Origin of the sequence: Kribbella sp. NPDC003557, from assembly GCF_040610805.1 — a bacterium.
Lineage (GTDB): Bacteria > Actinomycetota > Actinomycetes > Propionibacteriales > Kribbellaceae > Kribbella.
The window spans coordinates 1,070,317-1,087,192 of sequence record NZ_JBEXMY010000001.1 but is presented as its reverse complement, the minus strand read 5'-3'; the positions used below and the strand labels follow the sequence as shown (position 1 = coordinate 1,087,192).

The following is a 16,876-nucleotide window of genomic DNA, read 5'->3' as shown; positions in this document are numbered from 1 at the left end:
GGCCGCCCCTTCGTTCCGCTCGTTCGGTCGCCAAAACTAGCGGGTAGTTCTGGTATGGACAAGAATCGCATCACTGTCGGTGTGCGGGGCGGACGGGGACGACGATGCGGTTGAGTCTGGTGGTGCCGTGTTACAACGAGGTCGAGGTGATCTCGCGGTTCCATCAGGCGCTCAGCCACGAGCTCGCGGCAATCGGCCGGCCGTACGAGATCGTCTATGTCGACGACGGTAGTTCTGATGGGACGCTCGACGCCCTGGTCGGGTTGGCAGCCGGCGACGAATCGGTGCGGTACCTGTCCTTCAGCCGGAACTTCGGCAAGGAGGCCGCGATGCTGGCCGGCCTGCGGTACGCGACCGGCGACGCCGTGGTGATCATGGACGCCGACCTGCAGCACCCGCCGGAGCTGATCGGCCGGATGCTGGCGGAGCACCAGCGCGGGTTCGACCAGGTGATCGCGCGGCGGAACCGGACCGGCGACCCGGCGACCCGGACGCTGTTCGCGCGCGCGTACTACTGGCTGATCAACAAGTGGGCCGACGTCGAGCTGATGGACGGCGTCGGCGACTTCCGGCTGCTGTCGCGGCGGGCGGTCGACGGGTTGCTCGAGCTGAACGAGTACAACCGGTTCTCCAAGGGCCTGTTCGCCTGGATCGGGTTCGAGTCGATCCTGTTCGAGTACGACAACGTGAAGGCGCCGGCGGACCGGAAGAGCCGCTGGACATTCCGGCGGCTGCTGGAGTACGGCTTCGACGGGCTGCTGTCGTTCAACAGCAAGCCGCTGCGGATGGCGATCTACGTCGGTCTGCTGCTGACCGCGGTCGCCGCCGGGTACGCCGTCTGGGTGCTCGTCGCCGCGATCCTGCACGGCGTGGACATGCCGGGCTACGTGACGCTGATCGCGGCGATCGTCGGGCTCGGCGGACTGCAGATGGTGATGCTCGGCGTGATCGGCGAGTACATCGGCCGGATCTACTACGAGACCAAGAAACGCCCGCACTACCTGCTCAAGCAGACCAACATGGACCCCGCGGACCGGCTGAACAAACCACCGGCCCCGGGCGGAAGAACCACCCAGGGCCGGTAGGACAGCTACTGCTGAGGATCAGGCGGTGAGCCGCTCCTCGGTGGAGGTCGAGAACAGGTGCAGCTTGTCCGGCACCGCCGCCAGGCGGACCGTCGAGCCCTTCTCGACCGGCATCCGGGCGTCGATACGCGCCACGATCTGCTGGTGCTCGTTGTTGTGCTCCGCGGTGCCGTACAGGTACGCGTCGGCGCCGAGCTCCTCGACGACGGCGACCTTCACCGGCAGGCCCTCGTCGGCGACCTTGAAGGCCTCCGGGCGAACGCCGACGGTCAGGGTCTTGTCGCTGCCGGCCTTGGCCAGGATGTCGCGGCCGATCGGGATCACGTAGTCCCCGACCTTGGCGCCACCGTCGGCGATGTCGGCGGTGATCAGGTTCATCGCCGGCGAGCCGATGAAGCCCGCGACGAACTTGTTCTTCGGGTTGTCGTACAGGTTCAGCGGGGTGTCGACCTGCTGGAGCAGACCGTCCTTGAGCACCGCGACCCGGTCGCCCATCGTCATGGCCTCGACCTGGTCGTGGGTGACGTAGACGGTGGTGACACCGAGACGCTGCTGCAGCTCGGCGATCTGCGTACGGGTCTGGACACGCAGCTTGGCGTCGAGGTTCGACAGCGGCTCGTCCATCAGGAAGACCTGCGGGTTACGGACGATCGCGCGGCCCATCGCGACGCGCTGGCGCTGACCACCGGACAGTGCCTTCGGCTTGCGGTCGAGGTACTCCTCCAGGCCGAGCAGCTTGGCGGCCTCGCCGACGCGCTTCGCCCGGTCCTCCTTGGAGACACCCTGCATCTTCAGCGCGAAGCCCATGTTGTCCGCGACCGACATGTGCGGGTAGAGCGCGTAGTTCTGGAACACCATCGCGATGTCCCGCTCCTTCGGCGGACGGTGCGTGACGTCGCGGTCGCCGATGTAGATGGAACCCTCGTTGACCTCTTCGAGGCCGGCGAGCATCCGGAGCGAGGTGGACTTGCCGCAACCCGACGGGCCGACGAGCACCATGAACTCGCCGTCCTCGATCTCGAGGTTGAGCTTGTCGACGGCGGGGGTGTCACCACCGGGGTAGATCCGGGTTGCCGCCTTGAACGACACAGTAGCCATGACTGATCTTTCCCTTCACCGGCAGGAACGTGCCGGACGATCCGAGTAAAGGTTCCCCCGGCCGGGGGAGTCCGCCTATCCTCGCCCGGCCCGGCTCGTCCTGACAAGGTGTACGGCGTGTGACGTGTCCGTTCTGTTCACGTTGTGGACACCTCTGTGCAGCCTGCAAGTTCTTGCAGGATCTTGCTGAAAAGTCAGCAGGGGCTGGGTACAGTGCCGGGCGTGAGCAGCAGAGCGCGGCTGGCGGACATCGCGGCCAAGGCGGGGGTCAGTGAGGCGACGGTCTCGCGGGTGCTGAACGGGAAGCCGGGGGTGGCCGACGACACCAGGCAGTCGGTCCTGACCGCCCTCGACGTCCTGGGGTTCGAGCGGCCGTCGCGGCTGCGGCGGCGGTCGGCGGGGCTGATCGGGCTGGTGATGCCGGAGCTGATCAACCCGATCTTCCCGGCGTTCGCCCAGGTCATCGAGTCGGCGCTGTCGCAGCGCGGGTACACCCCGGTGCTGTGCACGCAGTCGCCGTCGGGTGCGACCGAGGAGGAGTACGTCGAGATGCTGCTCGAGCGCGGCGTCTCCGGGATCATCTTCGTCTCCGGCCTGCACGCGGACACCGGCGCGGACCACGAGCGTTACCAGCTGCTGGTCGAGCGCCGGCTGCCGGTGGTGTTCGTGAACGGCTGGCTGCCGTCGGTCGAGGCGCCGTTCGTGTCGTCGGACGAGTACGCCGCGATGGAGCTCGCGGTGTCGCACCTGGTGGCCCTCGGGCACCGCCGGATCGGGTTCGCGTCCGGGCCGGAGCGGTTCATCGTCGTGCAGCGGAAACTGGCCGGCTACCGGACCTCGATGAAGGCACAGCTGGGCCTGCCGGACGAGGACCTGGACCCGATGGTCGCCCTGAGCATGTTCGGTGTCGAGGGCGGCGAGGCGGCCGGCCGGCAGTTGCTGGACGCCGGGGTGACCGCGGTCGTGTGCGGCTCGGACATGATGGCGCTCGGCGTCATCCGGGCCGCCCGGCAGCGTGGGCTCGCCGTGCCCGGGGACGTCTCGGTGGTCGGGTACGACGACGCGCCGATGATGGAGTTCACCGACCCGCCGATGACCACGATCCGCCAGCCCGTCCAGGCGATGGGCCTGGCCGCGGTCCAGTCCCTGCTGGAAGAGGTCCGCGGCCACACCACACCCCATACCGAGTTCCTGTTCCGCCCGGAACTCGTCGTCCGTGGTTCGACCGGCCCGGTCAGAACGGGTATCTGAGCCGCAGGCCGGGAGCTGTGGTCGAGTTGCTGGTGTAGATCCCGGAGATCTCGGCCGGCGTCAATGCGCGCGTGTACAGGCGGAGGTCGTCGAGCGCGCCGTTGAGGTTCTGCAGGCCGTCCAGGCGTTGCCCCAGGTGGATCTGGAACGGCCGTTTCGGGCTGACCGATCCGATGCTGCCCGTCGTCGTTGCGGCTGCCGCGCCGTCGACGTACAGGGTGAAGGTGCTGCCCTGGCGGCTCAGTGCGAAGTGGTGCCAGGCCTGGTCGTTGTAGGGCTTGGCGGTCTGGAGGGTGATCGCGGTCTCGCCGCTCTGGGCCAGTGCGCGCAGCCGATTCTTGGACGGTTCAGCGCGGAGCCAGAGCTGGGAGTAGACGTCGCCCTGGTTGTAGGCCCAGAGCAGTGGCTGGTCGGCGGTGCTCGCGCCGTACTTGAACCAGCCGGTCCAGGTGAAGTCGCCGCTGCTCACCGCGAGCTGCTCCGCGAACGGGAGCTGGACGTAGTCGTCGCTGCCGTCGAGCGAGATCGCCGTACCGAACCTGCCGGTCACTGACGCCGGCCCGCGCAGGTAACCGTCGAGGTTGTTGCCGGAGGCATCAGGTGTGGTGGGTACGCCGGTGGTGTTGCCGTCGGGCAGACCGAGATCGGACTCGGTGAAGGTCGTGAACCAGATGTACCCGTGCGACCAGTTGGCGGCCCGCTCGTAGACGAGCGCGACGGTGCTGTCGTCGACCCTGGTCATGTCGGTGTACGCCGCCATGCCGCTGTAGATGACGGTGCCGCCGCCGGGGTCGACCCATTCGGTGCCGCCCTTGAAGGTGGAGCGGATCGTGAGGTTCTCCCGGGTCGTGCCCTGACGGGTCTCGGTGGCGAGAAGCACACGGTTGTACCGGTCGCCCCGATCGGTGGCCCGAAGCTCGAGCGTCGACGCCTGGACGGTCGGTACGGCGAGACTCTGTTCGGCCGCGTCGGCGTGGAAGCCGGTGGAGAACGTCTGGCCGCCGTCGCTCGAAACGGCGGACGCGACCGTCGACGGGTTGGTGCCGCCCTCGTCGCGGGCGAACGCGAACAGGGAGCTGTCCGGGCGCTCGACGACGGACAGCTCCTGGACGCGGAGGGCCGGATCCGCGGAGTTGTCATGGGCTCCGAGGTGCCACGTCGTACCGCTGTCGTCGCTGTAGACCAGGGCGCCGCCCTTGTGGTCGCCGTCGGTGGTGGAGTAGTGCGTGCCGACGACCAACCGGCCCGCGTGCGGTCCGCGCCGCAACTGGATGCCGTGCGACGGGCCCGTCGCGTAACTGCTCCACTCCGGCAGTTTCACGCTGCTGGTGATCTCGCGTGGCGCGGTCCAGGTCGCCCAGTTGTCGTCGCTGTGCTGGGCCCACACAGTGTTGTAGTCGCGCGTGGTGAGCAAGGTGATCCGGCCGGTCTCGGCATCGACGATCGGGGCTGGGTTGTGCGCGGTCGAGTCCACGCCCGCGTGCACGGCCCGCGGCGCGCTCCAGGTCGCGCCGCCGTCGGTCGATCGCACCATCACGACGTCGTGCGTGCCGACGTCACCACAGGTCGGTTTCCGGCCCTCGGCGAACAGTACGAGCGTGCCGTCGTTCCCGCGCACCAGGGCCGGGATCCGGAAACAGGTGTACCCCGCGGTCCCGGGCGACAGGATCGCCTTTCCTTCCAGACCTGCTCCGTACGCCGGAGACGTCAGACAGGCCGTGACCATCACGAGAAGCGCAAGCACCACCCGGCGGAATCTCATGCGCACCAGTCTTCGGGAGAACCGGCGTGGAGCGACGGGTTCCGCGGCGTGTCGTAGTACGTCCTATGTCTTGCGGGAAAGCTCCGGCCCGGTGCCGTCCCCTGCCGGGCGGCTCCGGGCCGGAGGACTCGGGGGACTACTTGGAGGTGTGGAAGGCCGAGGTGCCGGCGGCGGCGAAGCCGTTGGCCCAGAGCTGGTTCACCTTCGAGCGCTCGGTGGAGTCCGGGTAGGGGTTGGTGCAGGACGGGCCGGGGCCGCCGCCCGACATCAGCTCCGAGCAGGGGCCGGAGTAGTGGTCGGGCAGGCCGAGCACATGGCCGGTCTCGTGGGCGACGATCCGGGTCTTGTCGTACTGCTGGGACTGCGCGTAGTCGATGAAGATGTACCCGCCGCCGTGACCGTCGGTGGACGCGTACGAACCGCGCGGGTCGTTGCCCTCGGTGTAGTAGAAGTCGTAGTTGCTGCCCTCGACGAGCTTCACGTTGCTCACCGACGAGTTCCAGATCTGCGTGCTGGAGGAGATCTGCGACGCGAACGTCGGCGCGTCGACGGCGTACGTGACGGTCACCGCGGTGGGCTTGCGGCCCGACTTCGCCTGCTGCGCCATCTTGGTCCGCGCGGACTTCATGACGGCGTCGTAGAACGCCTTGGTGGCGGCTTCGTCCTGCGGCGAGCCGACGTAGGCCGCCCGGGTGCTGGCGGTGGAGACGGTCTGGTCGGTGGCCGGCGCGGCAGTCGAGGGGGACGCTGCCAACGCGGGCACGGCCAGCGCCGCGGCGGCGAGCCCCGCGAAGCTGGTCAGGATACGGCGATGCGACATGGAGGGCCTCACTCCGGATCGGTGGCGGATAGCGACGGGCGGATCACCGATCGCTACCAACGGATGCTGCCAAGACTCACCGGATTTCGCATCGGATCGCGGAAAACCCTCGGGTTAACCCGCGAACCGGGCCGATCGTTCTATGCCATCCATAGCTTCGCGGTTATGAGTTGTCGTACGTGCCGAGGAAACCGCGCAGGTCGCTCGCGATCCGGTCCGGGTACTCGCCGTTCACCGCGTGCGACGCGTCCGGGTAGAACGCGACGGTCTTCGTGCGCAGAGCGCGCTCGGCGGTGCCGCGGGCCTTCGCCGGATCGTGCATCACCGAACGCCCGGCGATGATCGCGAGCACCGGCATCGGCAGCCCGGCCAGCTGCTCCTCGGTGATCCGGTGCGGCTGCGGCTGGCGGATCGTGTAGTTCTTCATGCCGGACTCGATCATGTCGGCCACCGGCACGTGCTCCACCGGCTTGCCGCCGGCCGTGTAGGAGTTGAAACTGTCCCGCCACGAGCGCGGCAACCACTTCACCGTGGCCGGCAGCGAGCGGATCACGACCTCGAGCGGCAGTCCGTCGTACACGAAGACCGCGTCCAGGGTGGTGACCGTCGCGATCCGCTCCGGGTGCCGGACGGCGAGGTTCATCGCGGTCCAGCCACCGATGGACAGCCCGAGGAGGTTGAACCGCTTCTCCGGCAGTGCGGCCAGGGTCTGGTCCAGCCAGGCGGCCTTGTCCGCATCGGAGGTGATCGGTCGGCTCTGGACGCTCATTCCGGGCTCGCCGAGCAGGTCGATCGCGTAGACGTCGGTGATCGCGAGCAGCGACTTCAGGTTGTCCGCCCACACCGGCGTGCCCGACGAGGTGCCCGGGAGCAGGACGAGCGGATGGTGGTTCCCCTCCGCGCCGGCGAACCGGTACGTGCGGACCAGGCCGAACTCCGTACGGATGTCGCGCACCGCGTCCGGAGTGGGGACCGCGCGCATCGCCGCGTCGTACTTCGAGCGGTAGTCGTCGTACCCGGACGCGCTGTTCCAGCCGCCGAGATTCTTGGGCATCGGAGCTCTCCTAACCGCGTGGTAGGTAATCCCACCCTACGGTAAGTTGAGGTCATGCCTTCAGCGCGCGGCCGGAACCTCACGTTCACCGAGGAGGCCCGCCGGGCGCAGCTGGTCGACGTCACGATCGAGCTTGTCGCCGATCGTGGGTACGCCGCGGCCTCGCTGGGGCGGATCGCGGAGAGTGCCGGCATCACGAAGGCCGGCGTGCTGTACCACTTCCCGTCCAAACAGGCCCTGGTCGAGGCCGCCTATCAGCACGTGCTGTCGGCGCTGGTGGCGTCGGTGGCCGCGGCGGTCGACGCGGCGGGACCCGTCGATGGTCCGTCGGCGTACATCCGGTCGATGGTCGGGCATCTGCGCGAGCGGCCGCGGCACGTGCGGATGCTCGTCGAGGCGATGACGTCGGTCGCCCCGTTGACCGATTCGAAGGCTCGCTGGTCCCCGGTCGCGGACCTGCTGACGGCGGCGCGTGCTGCTCGTGGGCTGGCGGGTGCGCTGGATGCACGGTCCGCCGCGCTGCTCGTCGGCGGCGGCATCGATGCGATCGTGGCCGAGTCGCTCGCCGATCCGTCGTACGACGCCGCTGCTGCTGCCGAGTTGCTGGTCGGCGTGGTGGAGCGTGGCTTCCTGAGTTAGGCCTCGCCGGGGATGCCGACGTTGAGGAGGCGGGCGCCGGGGCCGCGGGTGGAAAGGCGGTCCTCCTTGTTGTACAGGTTGCAGCGCTGGAGGCTGAGGCAGCCGCAGCCGATGCAGGAGTCGAGGTCGTCGCGGAGTCGCTCGAGCTCGGCGATCCGCTCGTCCAGGCGGCTGCGCCAGGTCTTCGAGAGCTTGCTCCAGTCGGCGCGTGTCGGCGTCCGGTCCTCGGGGAGCGAATCCAGCGCCTGCTTGATCTCAGCGAGCGCCAGGCCGACCCGCTGCGCCGCCTGCACGAACGCGATCCGCCGCAGCGTGCTGCGCTGGTACTGCCGCTGGTTGCCGGCCGTCCGCCGGGACGCGATCAGGCCCTGGTCCTCGTAGAACCGCAATGCCGACGCCGCCACCCCGGACCGATGCGCGATCTCCCCGATCGAGAGCCAGTGCTCTTTGCTGGGGACGTTCTCCTCACCCATACCGCCACCCTAGGACGGCATTCCAAAAACTCAACCATGCTTGAACTGTGTGGTGACGGGTGCCGGGAGCACCAGTTGTGCGGGTGGTCTGGTCCGCGGCGGGGTGGTCAGGGCGGTCGTCACGATCGGTTATACTTTTCTGGTGTCGGTGCGCGCGTCGCGTCACCAGAGATGTTCCCAGGCGCTCCGACCCGTCGGTTTCAGCATCCGGCTGAAGATTCCGGCGACATGGGTGCAACGCGATAGCACCCGCAGGTCGATGCCCGTCTCCTGCTGAGTACGTAGCTTGCCCGGTCATGTTTCGTGACCGGCGCTCACGTGCGGCTGCGATCCGGCGCCAATCGTCCGTGAATCCGAGAGAGAGTTTGCGTGACCCAGCACCACCAGCACGACGAGTCCGCCGACGGGCGGGCCAAGAAGCCCCGGCACAAGAAGCACCAGAACCAGTCGTACGGCGAGCGTATGGCCGCTGACGCGACGTACGACGCACCCCGCGCGGACCGGGCCCCGGTGAAGGGCTACCGCTCCGAGCAGCCCCGCCCCGACCGCGGCCAGCGCAGCCGTGACGAGCGTCCGCAGTACAACCGCGGTGAGCGCCCGCAGTACAACCGCGACGACCGGTCGTACAGCCGTGACGAGCGTCCGCGGTTCAACCGTGATGACCGTTCGCAGTACAACCGTGACGAGCGTCCGCGGTTCAACCGTGATGACCGTCCGCAGTACAACCGCGACGACCGCCCGCAGTACAACCGCGACGAGCGTTCGCAGGGTGGGCGGAGCGACCGGCCGCGGTTCAACCGCGACGACCGGCCGCAGTACAACCGGTCGCAGGACCGGCCGCGTTTCGAGCGGGACGACAAGAGCTATCGGAGGGACGAGCGAGTGCAGCGGGACGACCGGCGGAGCGAGCGGGCGGAGCAGCCGGTGGATCTCGGTACTGTTGCCGAGGACAACCAGTTCGCCGCGCTCGGGCTCGCGCCGCGGCTGGTGCAGCGGCTGGCCCGGGACGGGATCACCACGCCGTTCCCGATCCAGGCCGCGACCATCCCGGACGCGCTGGCCGGCAAGGACGTGCTCGGCCGCGGCCAGACCGGCTCCGGCAAGACCCTCGGCTTCGGCCTCCCGACGCTGATGCGGCTGGCCGGCGGCCGGACCGAGTCGCGCCGTCCGCGCGGCATGATCCTGGTGCCGACCCGTGAGCTCGCGATGCAGGTGCACGACGCCCTCGAGCCGCTCGCGCACGTGATGAACGTGTCGCTGAAGCTGATCGCCGGCGGCCTGCCGTACCCGAAGCAGATCGAGTCGCTGCGTCGCGGCGTCGACCTGCTGATCGCCACCCCGGGCCGGCTGATCGACCTGTGCGAGCAGGGCGCGGCCGACCTCGGCGCCGTGGAGATCGCGGTGCTCGACGAGGCCGACCACATGTGCGACATGGGCTTCATGCCGGCCGTCACCACGCTGCTCGACATGACGCCTCCGGAGGGCCAGCGGCTGCTGTTCTCGGCGACGCTGGACAACGACGTCGACAAGATCGTCAAGACCTACCTGAAGGACCCGGTGCAGCACTCGACCGAGTCCGGGCAGGCCTCGGTCAGCACGATGGAGCACCACCTGCTGGTCATCGAGCCGGCGCACAAGCAGTCGCTGACCGCCGAACTGGCGAGCCGCGAGGGCCGGACCATCGTGTTCGTCCGGACCAAGCTGGGCGCCGACCGGATCGCGACGCAGTTGCGCGACCGCGGTGTGATGGCCGCGGCCCTGCACGGCGGTCTCACCCAGGGCATGCGGAACCGGACGCTGGACCAGTTCAAGGACGGTTCGGTGCCGGTGCTCGTGGCAACGGATGTGGCCGCGCGCGGCATCCACGTCGACGACGTCGGTCTGGTCGTCCAGGCCGACCCGCCGGCCGAGCACAAGGACTACCTGCACCGCGCCGGCCGTACGGCGCGCGCCGGTGGCAAGGGTGCCGTCGTCACGCTCGTCCTGCCGCACCAGCGGCGCGGGATGATGCGGATGGCCGAGTCCGCGGGTGTCAAGGCCGAGCCGGTTCGTGCCCGTCCGGGCGACGAACTGGTGACCGAGCTGACCGGCGGCAGCAAGCCCTCCGGGTACCCGGTGAAGCTCCCCGCCCCGAAGCCGCAGCGCTTCAACAAGGGCGGCGGCAAGCGCTTCGGCAGCACCCGCCCGGGCCGCGGCCACGAGGGGCGCGGCGGCAGCGGTCCGCGCCGCGGCGGCAACGGCCCCCGCCGTACTGACGGAAAGTCCTACCAGCACTGAGCTGAGGCAAAGGTGGGCTGACACAGGCAACGACCTGCGTCAGCCCACCTTTTGTCGTGTCAGGTCAGCACCGCCCACAGGCGCGCGAGGATCGTGGCGATCTCGTCCGCGTCGAGCGGGACGAGCTCCAGCAGCAGCTCGCCGTCGGCCATCCGGTCCGTCATCACGTAGATCGGTGGTGTGCCGGCCTCGAGCTCGGTCGCGACGCGTTTGGCGTCCGGGACCGTCAGCCGGACCCGGGACACCTGCAGGCCGGTGGCATCCGGCACCGCCTCGGCCGTGAGGCCGGGGATCCGCGAGGCCGCGTCGACGAACGCGTCCACCTTCGCGAGCTCGTCGGCCTCCCACTTCATCCGGTCGAACGCCTGCCACTCCTCGAGCGCCGCGAGGACACCGACGATCGCCTCCTTCGTCGGCTTCATCACCCGCCCGATGCCCTTCTCCTGGGCGCGCAGCGCCTGCACCAGGCCCCAGCTCCCGGCCGCCAGCCCGGCGGTCGGCGAGCCCAAGTACTTCTGCCCGCTCACCAGCACCAGGTCCGCACCGGTCGCGAGCAGGTCCGCGATCCGCGGGAACTGCGCCGCGCCGTCGATGATCGCCGGGACGCCGCGGCGGTGCGCGGCCCGGATCGCGGCGACCAGGTCGATCGGCTCGCCGCGCGTCAGCCGCGACGACACCAGCATCAGGCAGGCGACGTCCGGGCCGTCGAGCTCGGCCTCCAGGTCGTCGATCGTGCAGCCGTCCTCGTCGCCGGCCAGGTCCACCTGTGCGCCGGCCAGCCGGATGCCCTGCAGGTTGGAGTGCCCGTAGTCGATCACGTGGCAGGCCGGCAGGATGACGCGGTTGTGCATGTCCGTTGCGTCCGGCAACGCGGCCGTCCGCCGCGGGTCGCCGCCGGTCATGGTGGCCGCGACCGCGAGGGTGATGCCGGCCGCGGTGCAGTGCACGACCGCGCCGGCCTGGGCGCCGGTGACCTGCGCGATGGCCTCACTGGCCCGGTCGCCGAGCTCGTCCATGTCGAAGAACTCGGGCAACGCCTGTGCGACGGCCGCCGCCACCCCGTCGGAGCTCCTCGACACCCCCAGCGGGGTGTACGTCCCCTTGGCGTTGATCACCACACTCAACCGATAACGATCGTGGATGCTCATGGTGTTGCCGAGCGTAGTGGTCACGGACAGCAATTGGCGAGAGTCTGAGCGTGCGAGTTATTGACCCGAAGCTACTCGTGAGTCATTCTCACTTTTACCGACCTGAGGAGGGAACCGTGCCCCGCCCCGCACTCCGAACCCGCCTTCGTACGGCAGTTGCAGCGGCTGCTGTCACCGCCGTCCTCGCGGCCCTGCCCGCGCCGACCGAAGCGGCCACGCAGGTCGTTGCCGCCAACACCACGGACTATTGCCTGGAGCAATGTCGCGACATCCTGCCGCCCGGGCAGAACGGCAACGCCACCTTCACGGATCTCCTTGCTTTCAAGGCGTTGGGGGTCCGTCCGGCGCACTTCAGCGACACGGTCAAGCCGTACCAGGACCTGGTCTGGAACTCGCAGGGCGTCACCGACGCGGGCCTCGCACCGTACTTCGACGACTCGTCGTACGGGGTGAAGCCGGGTGACGTGGCAAGCACCGTCCAGCCGCGCAGCGACGTGACGATCGTCCGCGACAAGTCACGCGGCATCCCGCACATCACCGGGACCACCCGGCTGGGCACGATGTTCGGCGCGGGGTACGCCGGCGCGCAGGACCGGCTGTTCGTGATGGACGTGTTCCGGCACCTGGGCCGCGGCCAACTGACCCCGTTCGCGGGCGGTGCGGCGGCGAACCGGGCGTTCGAGCAGGAGTTCTGGCGGACCGCGCCGTACACCGAGGCGGACCTGCAGCGGCAGTTCGACGACGCCGACGAGTTGTACGGCGCCGACGGCGTCAAGATGCAGCAGGACATCCAGGCCTGGGTGGACGGCGTCAACCACTACATCGACACGGTCGGCATCGCGTATCCCGGTGAGTACGTCGCCCTCGGGCTGCAGTGGCCGACGCCGCACTGGAAGGTGACCGACGTGGTCGCCACCGCGGCCGTGGTCGCGGGCATCTTCGGCACCGGCGGCGGGTCCGAGGTGACGTCGGCGCTCGCGCTGCTCGAGGCGCAGGCGAAGTACGGCGTTGCCCAGGGCACCAAGGTGTGGGAGTCGTTCCGGTCCCAGAACGACCCGGAGGCCAGTACGACGGTGCACAACGGAACGACCTTCCCGTACGGGACGACCGGGCCGAACCCGGCCGGCCGCGCGCTGCCGGACCGCGGCTCGGTCACGCCGGAGCCCGAGGTGATCGACCAGACGGCCGCGAGGACGGCGACCGCGGCGCCCGCGCCGAAGGGTGCGGAAAGCCTGCGCGGAATCTTCGACGGCGGACTCTTTCCGGAAGGTTTCGGAAAGAAGGGCATGTCGAACGCCCTCCTGGTTTCCGGCGCGCACACCCAGTCCGGCCACCCGATCGCGGTCTACGGTCCGCAGACCGGCTACTTCGCGCCGCAGTTGCTGCTCCGCCAGGAGTTGCAGGGCCCCGGCGTCAGCTCGCGCGGGATCGCGTTCGCCGGCCTGAACTTCTACACGCTGATCGGCCGCGGCCCCGACTACTCGTGGAGCGCCACGTCCGCGGGTCAGGACATCACCGACACGTTCGCCGTCCCGCTGTGTGAGCCGAACGGCGGAACGCCGACGAAAACGTCGCAGTACTACGTTTTCCGCGGCCAGTGCGTGCCGATCGAGCGGCTCGAACGGCACAACGAGTGGTACTCCAGCCTCGGGTCGTCGGAGCCCGCCGGGTCGTACACGCTGGTTGCCCTGCGCACCAAGTACGGCATCGTCACGCACCGCGGCACGGTCGGCGGCACGCCGGTGCTGTTCACCAGGAACCGGTCGACCTACGGCAACGAGGCGGGGTCGGCGCTCGGGTTCATGCAGTTCAACGACCCGGACAAGGTCAAATCCGCCGCGGACTTCCAGAAGGCGGCCGCGAACATCGGGTACACCTTCAACTGGTTCTACACCGACAAGGACTCGATCGCGTATTTCAACTCCGGTGACAACCCGGTCCGCGCGGCCGGCGCCGACCCGAACCTGCCGACCTGGAGCTCGTACGAGTGGCAGGGCTGGAACCCGGTCACGAACCGCGCGACGTACACCCCGGCGGCGCAGCACCCGCAGGTGGTCAACCAGGACTACCTGACCAGCTGGAACAACAAGCAGGCGCCCGGGTTCTCGGCGTCGGACGGTCAGTGGGGCTACAACGCGGTCTACCGGAGCCAGCCGCTCGACGACCGGATCAAGGCGGTCATCGGCGGCGGCCAGAAGTTCACCCGCGGCAAGCTGGTCGAGGCGATGGAGGACGCGGCCACCGTCGACCTCCGCGGCGACCAGGTCCTGCCCTATCTGCTGCGGGTTCTCAAGTCGGCGCCGATCACCGATCCGGCCGTCGCCGACGCCGTCGCGAAGCTGACCGCCTGGGACCAGGCCGGCGCCCACCGCAAGACCCCCAACGCGTCGTCCCGCACCTACGACAACGCCGACGCCATCCGCATCCTCGACGCCTGGTGGCCGCTGCTCGTCCCCGCACAGTTCAAGGACCTCGGACCGGATCTCTACGGCTCTTTGACTGCCAACCTGAAGATCGACGAGCGCCCGAGCGCGCAGGGATCCGCCTTCCAGAGCGGCTGGTGGGGCTTCGTCCAGCGTGACCTCCGCAAGGTCCTCGGCGATCCGGTCCAGGCGCCGCAGCCGGTCACGTTCTGCGGCGGCGGATCGCTCGCCGCGTGCCGGAGCACGTTGACCGAGACGCTGCTCGCGGCGACCAAGGTGCCGGCGTCGACGACGTACCCGGCGACCGCGGACTGCGCCGCGGGTGACCAGTTCTGTGCCGACCAGATCGCGCACAACCCGATGGGCGGCATCACCCAGGACCGGATCGCGTGGGTGAACCGGCCGACGTACCAGCAGGTGATCGAATTCCCGGCGCGGCGGGGCGACGACGTCAGCAACCTGGCGGCCGGGAAGACGGCGACCGCGAGCAGCTACGAGAAGGGCTGGTACAACTCGCCGCCGGCCCAGGCCGTGGACGGGAAGCTGGACACCCGGTGGGCCAGCGACTGGTCCGATCCGCAGTGGCTGAAGGTTGACCTCGGCAACGAGCAGACGGTCGGCCGGGTGGTGCTGCACTGGGAGGCCGCGTACGCCCGGTCGTACCGGGTCGAGGTGTCCCGGGACGGGTCCACCTGGCAGCAGGTGTACGCGACGACGGCTGGTGACGGCGGCCAGGACGTGGTTCGGTTCAGCGCCGTACCGGCCCGGTTCGTGCGCGTGACGGGCACCCAGCGTGCGACGTCGTACGGGTATTCCCTCTACGAGCTGCAAGTCTTCAGATGGTGATACCCCGGCGCCTGTCAGGATTGGCGCATGAACCAGAACTTTCCCCCGAACCAGCCGTATCCGCCGCAGCAGCCGGGTTACCAGCAGGGCCCGCCGGCCGGGTACCAAGGTCCGCCGCAGCAGGGATACCAGCAGGGTCCGCCGCAGCAGGGGTACCAGCAGCAGGGCTACGGCCAGCCGGCCCAGCCCGCCCAGCCGACGGCGCCGCACGTCGCCCCGCAGGGGTCGCCGTACCCGGTGCTGGTCTCGACCATGAACGACCTGCCCGGCTTCACCGTCGAGCAGGTGTTCGGCGAGGTCTTCGGGCTGACGGTGCGCAGCCGCAACATCGGGTCGAACTTCACCGCGAGCTTCCGGTCGCTGGGCGGCGGCGAGGTGCCGGAGTACACCCAGATGCTGGCCGAGTCACGGCACGTCGCCGTGATGCGGATGTGCCAGATGGCGCAGCAGATGGGCGCGAACGCGATCCTCGCGATGCGCTTCGACTGCAACGAGATCGCCCAGACCATGAGCGAGGTGGCCGCCTACGGTACGGCGGTCGTCGTCCGGAAGACCGAGCCGCCGCGCGCCCAGGACAAGACACCCGACGAGGACGATGCGCATGACAGCTGACCTTCACCCGGCGAGCGCAGCGAGCGAAAAACTGGTAATGCCGCCCGGTTTCCGGTGGGGGGTCTCGACGTCGGCGTACCAGATCGAGGGTGCCGTGACCGAGGACGGTCGCGGTCCCTCGACCTGGGACACGTTCTGCGCCGAGCCCGGCCGGATCCTCGACGGCGACACCGGTGCGGTCGCGTGCGACCACTACCACCGGTACGCCGAGGACGTCGCGCTGATGCGCGAGCTCGGGGTCGACACCTACCGCTTCTCGTTCGCCTGGCCGCGGATCCAGCCGTCGGGGAGCGGACCGGGGAACGCGGCCGGTCTGGACTTCTACGACCGGTTGATCGACACGCTGCTCGGCGCCGGGATCCAGCCGGCGCCGACGCTGTACCACTGGGACACGCCGCAACCGCTCGAGGACGCCGGCGGCTGGCTGTCGCGCGACATCACCGACCGGTTCGCGGAGTACGCCGCGATCCTGGGCGCCCGCTTCGCGGACCGGGTGCCGCAGTGGATCACGATCAACGAGCCGATGGTGCTCACGTTGATGGGGTACTCGCTCGGCGCGCACGCGCCCGGCAAGGAGTTGCTGTTCGACGCGCTCCCGGTCGCGCATCACCAGCTGCTCGCGCACGGCCGCGCGGTGCAGGCGCTGCGGGCGGCCGGTGCGCAGTCGATCGGTATCGCGTCCAACCACGCGCCGACCTGGCCGGCCGGCGACAGCCCCGAGGACAAGGAAGCGGCGGCGCTCTACGACAACCTGATCAACTGGTTGTTCGCCGATCCGATCCTGCTCGGTGAGTATCCGGCGGGGATGGGGGACGCGATGCCGGGTCCGGTCGCGGACGACCTGGCGGTGATCTCGACGCCGCTCGACTTCTTCGGTATCAACCACTACGCGCCGGTGTCGGTCGGCGTCGCGACCGGTCAGCCGGACACCGCGGCGACCGATGGGGTCCTGTTGCCGCCGGGGTTGCCGTTCGAGCCCCGACAGCTGCAGGGGTATCCGACCACGGACTTCGGGTGGCCGGTGGTGCCGGAGGCCTTCGGCGAGATCCTGCGGACCTTCAAGGAGCGGTACGGCGACAAGCTGCCGCCGATCTACATCACCGAGAACGGGTGCGCGATCAACGACGGGCCTGTCGACGGGGTGGTGTCGGACCAGCGGCGGATCGACTACCTGGACGGCTACCTGCGGTCGTTGAAGGCCGCGATCGATGACGGGATCGACGTGCGCGGGTACTTCCAGTGGTCGCTGCTCGACAACTTCGAGTGGGCGGCCGGGTTCTCGCAGCGGTTCGGGTTGGTGCACGTGGACTTCGAGACGCAGGAGCGGACACCGAAGGCGTCGTACCACTGGTTCCGTGACGTGATCGCCCAGAGCCGCGGGGACTAGG

At 69.3% G+C, this 16,876-nt stretch carries 13 protein-coding genes; 7 read left to right on the top strand and 6 right to left on the bottom strand.

Annotated features, from left to right (window positions below; all coding sequences use genetic code 11):
• Window positions 1–104 precede the first annotated feature (104 nt).
• Window positions 105–1,085 carry a glycosyltransferase family 2 protein gene (locus tag ABZW60_RS05210; protein WP_355474210.1) on the top strand — a complete coding sequence of 327 codons (981 nt, stop codon included), beginning with the start codon at window positions 105–107 and terminating at the stop codon, window positions 1,083–1,085.
• 18 nt (window positions 1,086–1,103) lie between these two features.
• Here the strand turns inward: ABZW60_RS05210 and ugpC are convergent, their stop codons facing one another.
• Window positions 1,104–2,183 (bottom strand): sn-glycerol-3-phosphate ABC transporter ATP-binding protein UgpC, encoded by a 1,080-nt coding sequence (gene ugpC / locus ABZW60_RS05205; RefSeq protein ID WP_355474209.1) that lies wholly within the window; start codon window positions 2,181–2,183, stop codon window positions 1,104–1,106.
• Window positions 2,184–2,405: 222 nt separating this feature from the next.
• Here ugpC and ABZW60_RS05200 point away from each other — a divergent pair, with 222 nt between their 5' ends.
• Window positions 2,406–3,434 carry a LacI family DNA-binding transcriptional regulator gene (locus tag ABZW60_RS05200; RefSeq protein WP_355474207.1) on the top strand — a complete coding sequence of 343 codons (1,029 nt, stop codon included), beginning with the start codon at window positions 2,406–2,408 and terminating at the stop codon, window positions 3,432–3,434.
• Here ABZW60_RS05200 and ABZW60_RS05195 read toward each other — a convergent pair.
• The 3 genes from ABZW60_RS05195 to ABZW60_RS05185 all read right to left on the bottom strand — a co-directional run bounded on the left by ABZW60_RS05195 (window position 3,418) and on the right by ABZW60_RS05185 (window position 7,070).
• Window positions 3,418–5,196, bottom strand: a complete 1,779-nt coding sequence (locus tag ABZW60_RS05195) for a sialidase family protein (RefSeq protein WP_355474205.1) — start codon at window positions 5,194–5,196, stop codon at window positions 3,418–3,420. The genes ABZW60_RS05200 and ABZW60_RS05195 overlap by 17 nt on opposite strands.
• A 136-nt stretch (window positions 5,197–5,332) precedes the next feature.
• Window positions 5,333–6,016 (bottom strand): snapalysin, encoded by a 684-nt coding sequence (gene snpA, locus ABZW60_RS05190; protein WP_355474203.1) that lies wholly within the window; start codon window positions 6,014–6,016, stop codon window positions 5,333–5,335.
• A 163-nt stretch (window positions 6,017–6,179) separates the two neighbouring features.
• On the bottom strand, window positions 6,180–7,070 hold the full coding sequence (locus ABZW60_RS05185; protein ID WP_355474201.1) for an alpha/beta hydrolase: 891 nt from the start codon (window positions 7,068–7,070) through the stop codon (window positions 6,180–6,182).
• A 54-nt stretch (window positions 7,071–7,124) separates the two neighbouring features.
• On the opposite strand from ABZW60_RS05185, the gene ABZW60_RS05180 reads away from it, so the two are divergent.
• On the top strand, window positions 7,125–7,709 hold the full coding sequence (locus ABZW60_RS05180) for a helix-turn-helix domain-containing protein (RefSeq protein WP_355474200.1): 585 nt from the start codon (window positions 7,125–7,127) through the stop codon (window positions 7,707–7,709).
• On the opposite strand, the gene soxR is transcribed toward ABZW60_RS05180, so the two are convergent.
• Window positions 7,706–8,182 (bottom strand): redox-sensitive transcriptional activator SoxR, encoded by a 477-nt coding sequence (soxR, locus tag ABZW60_RS05175; protein ID WP_355474198.1) that lies wholly within the window; start codon window positions 8,180–8,182, stop codon window positions 7,706–7,708. The two genes, ABZW60_RS05180 and soxR, sit on opposite strands and share 4 nt — an antisense overlap.
• A gap of 369 nt (window positions 8,183–8,551) precedes the next feature.
• Here soxR and ABZW60_RS05170 point away from each other — a divergent pair, with 369 nt between their 5' ends.
• Window positions 8,552–10,459, top strand: a complete 1,908-nt coding sequence (locus ABZW60_RS05170) for a DEAD/DEAH box helicase (RefSeq protein ID WP_355474197.1) — start codon at window positions 8,552–8,554, stop codon at window positions 10,457–10,459.
• A gap of 59 nt (window positions 10,460–10,518) precedes the next feature.
• On the opposite strand, the gene ABZW60_RS05165 is transcribed toward ABZW60_RS05170, so the two are convergent.
• Window positions 10,519–11,607: an aminotransferase class V-fold PLP-dependent enzyme gene (locus ABZW60_RS05165; RefSeq protein ID WP_355474195.1), complete on the bottom strand. Its 1,089-nt coding sequence runs from the start codon at window positions 11,605–11,607 to the stop codon at window positions 10,519–10,521.
• A gap of 116 nt (window positions 11,608–11,723) precedes the next feature.
• Between ABZW60_RS05165 and ABZW60_RS05160 the strand changes: the two genes are divergently transcribed.
• From ABZW60_RS05160 to ABZW60_RS05150, 3 genes are read left to right on the top strand one after another with little or no spacing between them, the layout of a single operon-like run.
• Entirely contained in the window at window positions 11,724–14,876 is a 3,153-nt protein-coding gene (locus ABZW60_RS05160) for a penicillin acylase family protein (protein ID WP_355474193.1), read from the top strand.
• 27 nt (window positions 14,877–14,903) lie between these two features.
• Entirely contained in the window at window positions 14,904–15,488 is a 585-nt protein-coding gene (locus tag ABZW60_RS05155; RefSeq protein ID WP_355474191.1) for a YbjQ family protein, read from the top strand.
• Entirely contained in the window at window positions 15,478–16,875 is a 1,398-nt protein-coding gene (locus tag ABZW60_RS05150; protein WP_355474189.1) for a GH1 family beta-glucosidase, read from the top strand. Before ABZW60_RS05155 ends, ABZW60_RS05150 begins: the two co-directional genes overlap by 11 nt.
• The last annotated feature ends 1 nt before the right edge of the window (window position 16,876 follow it).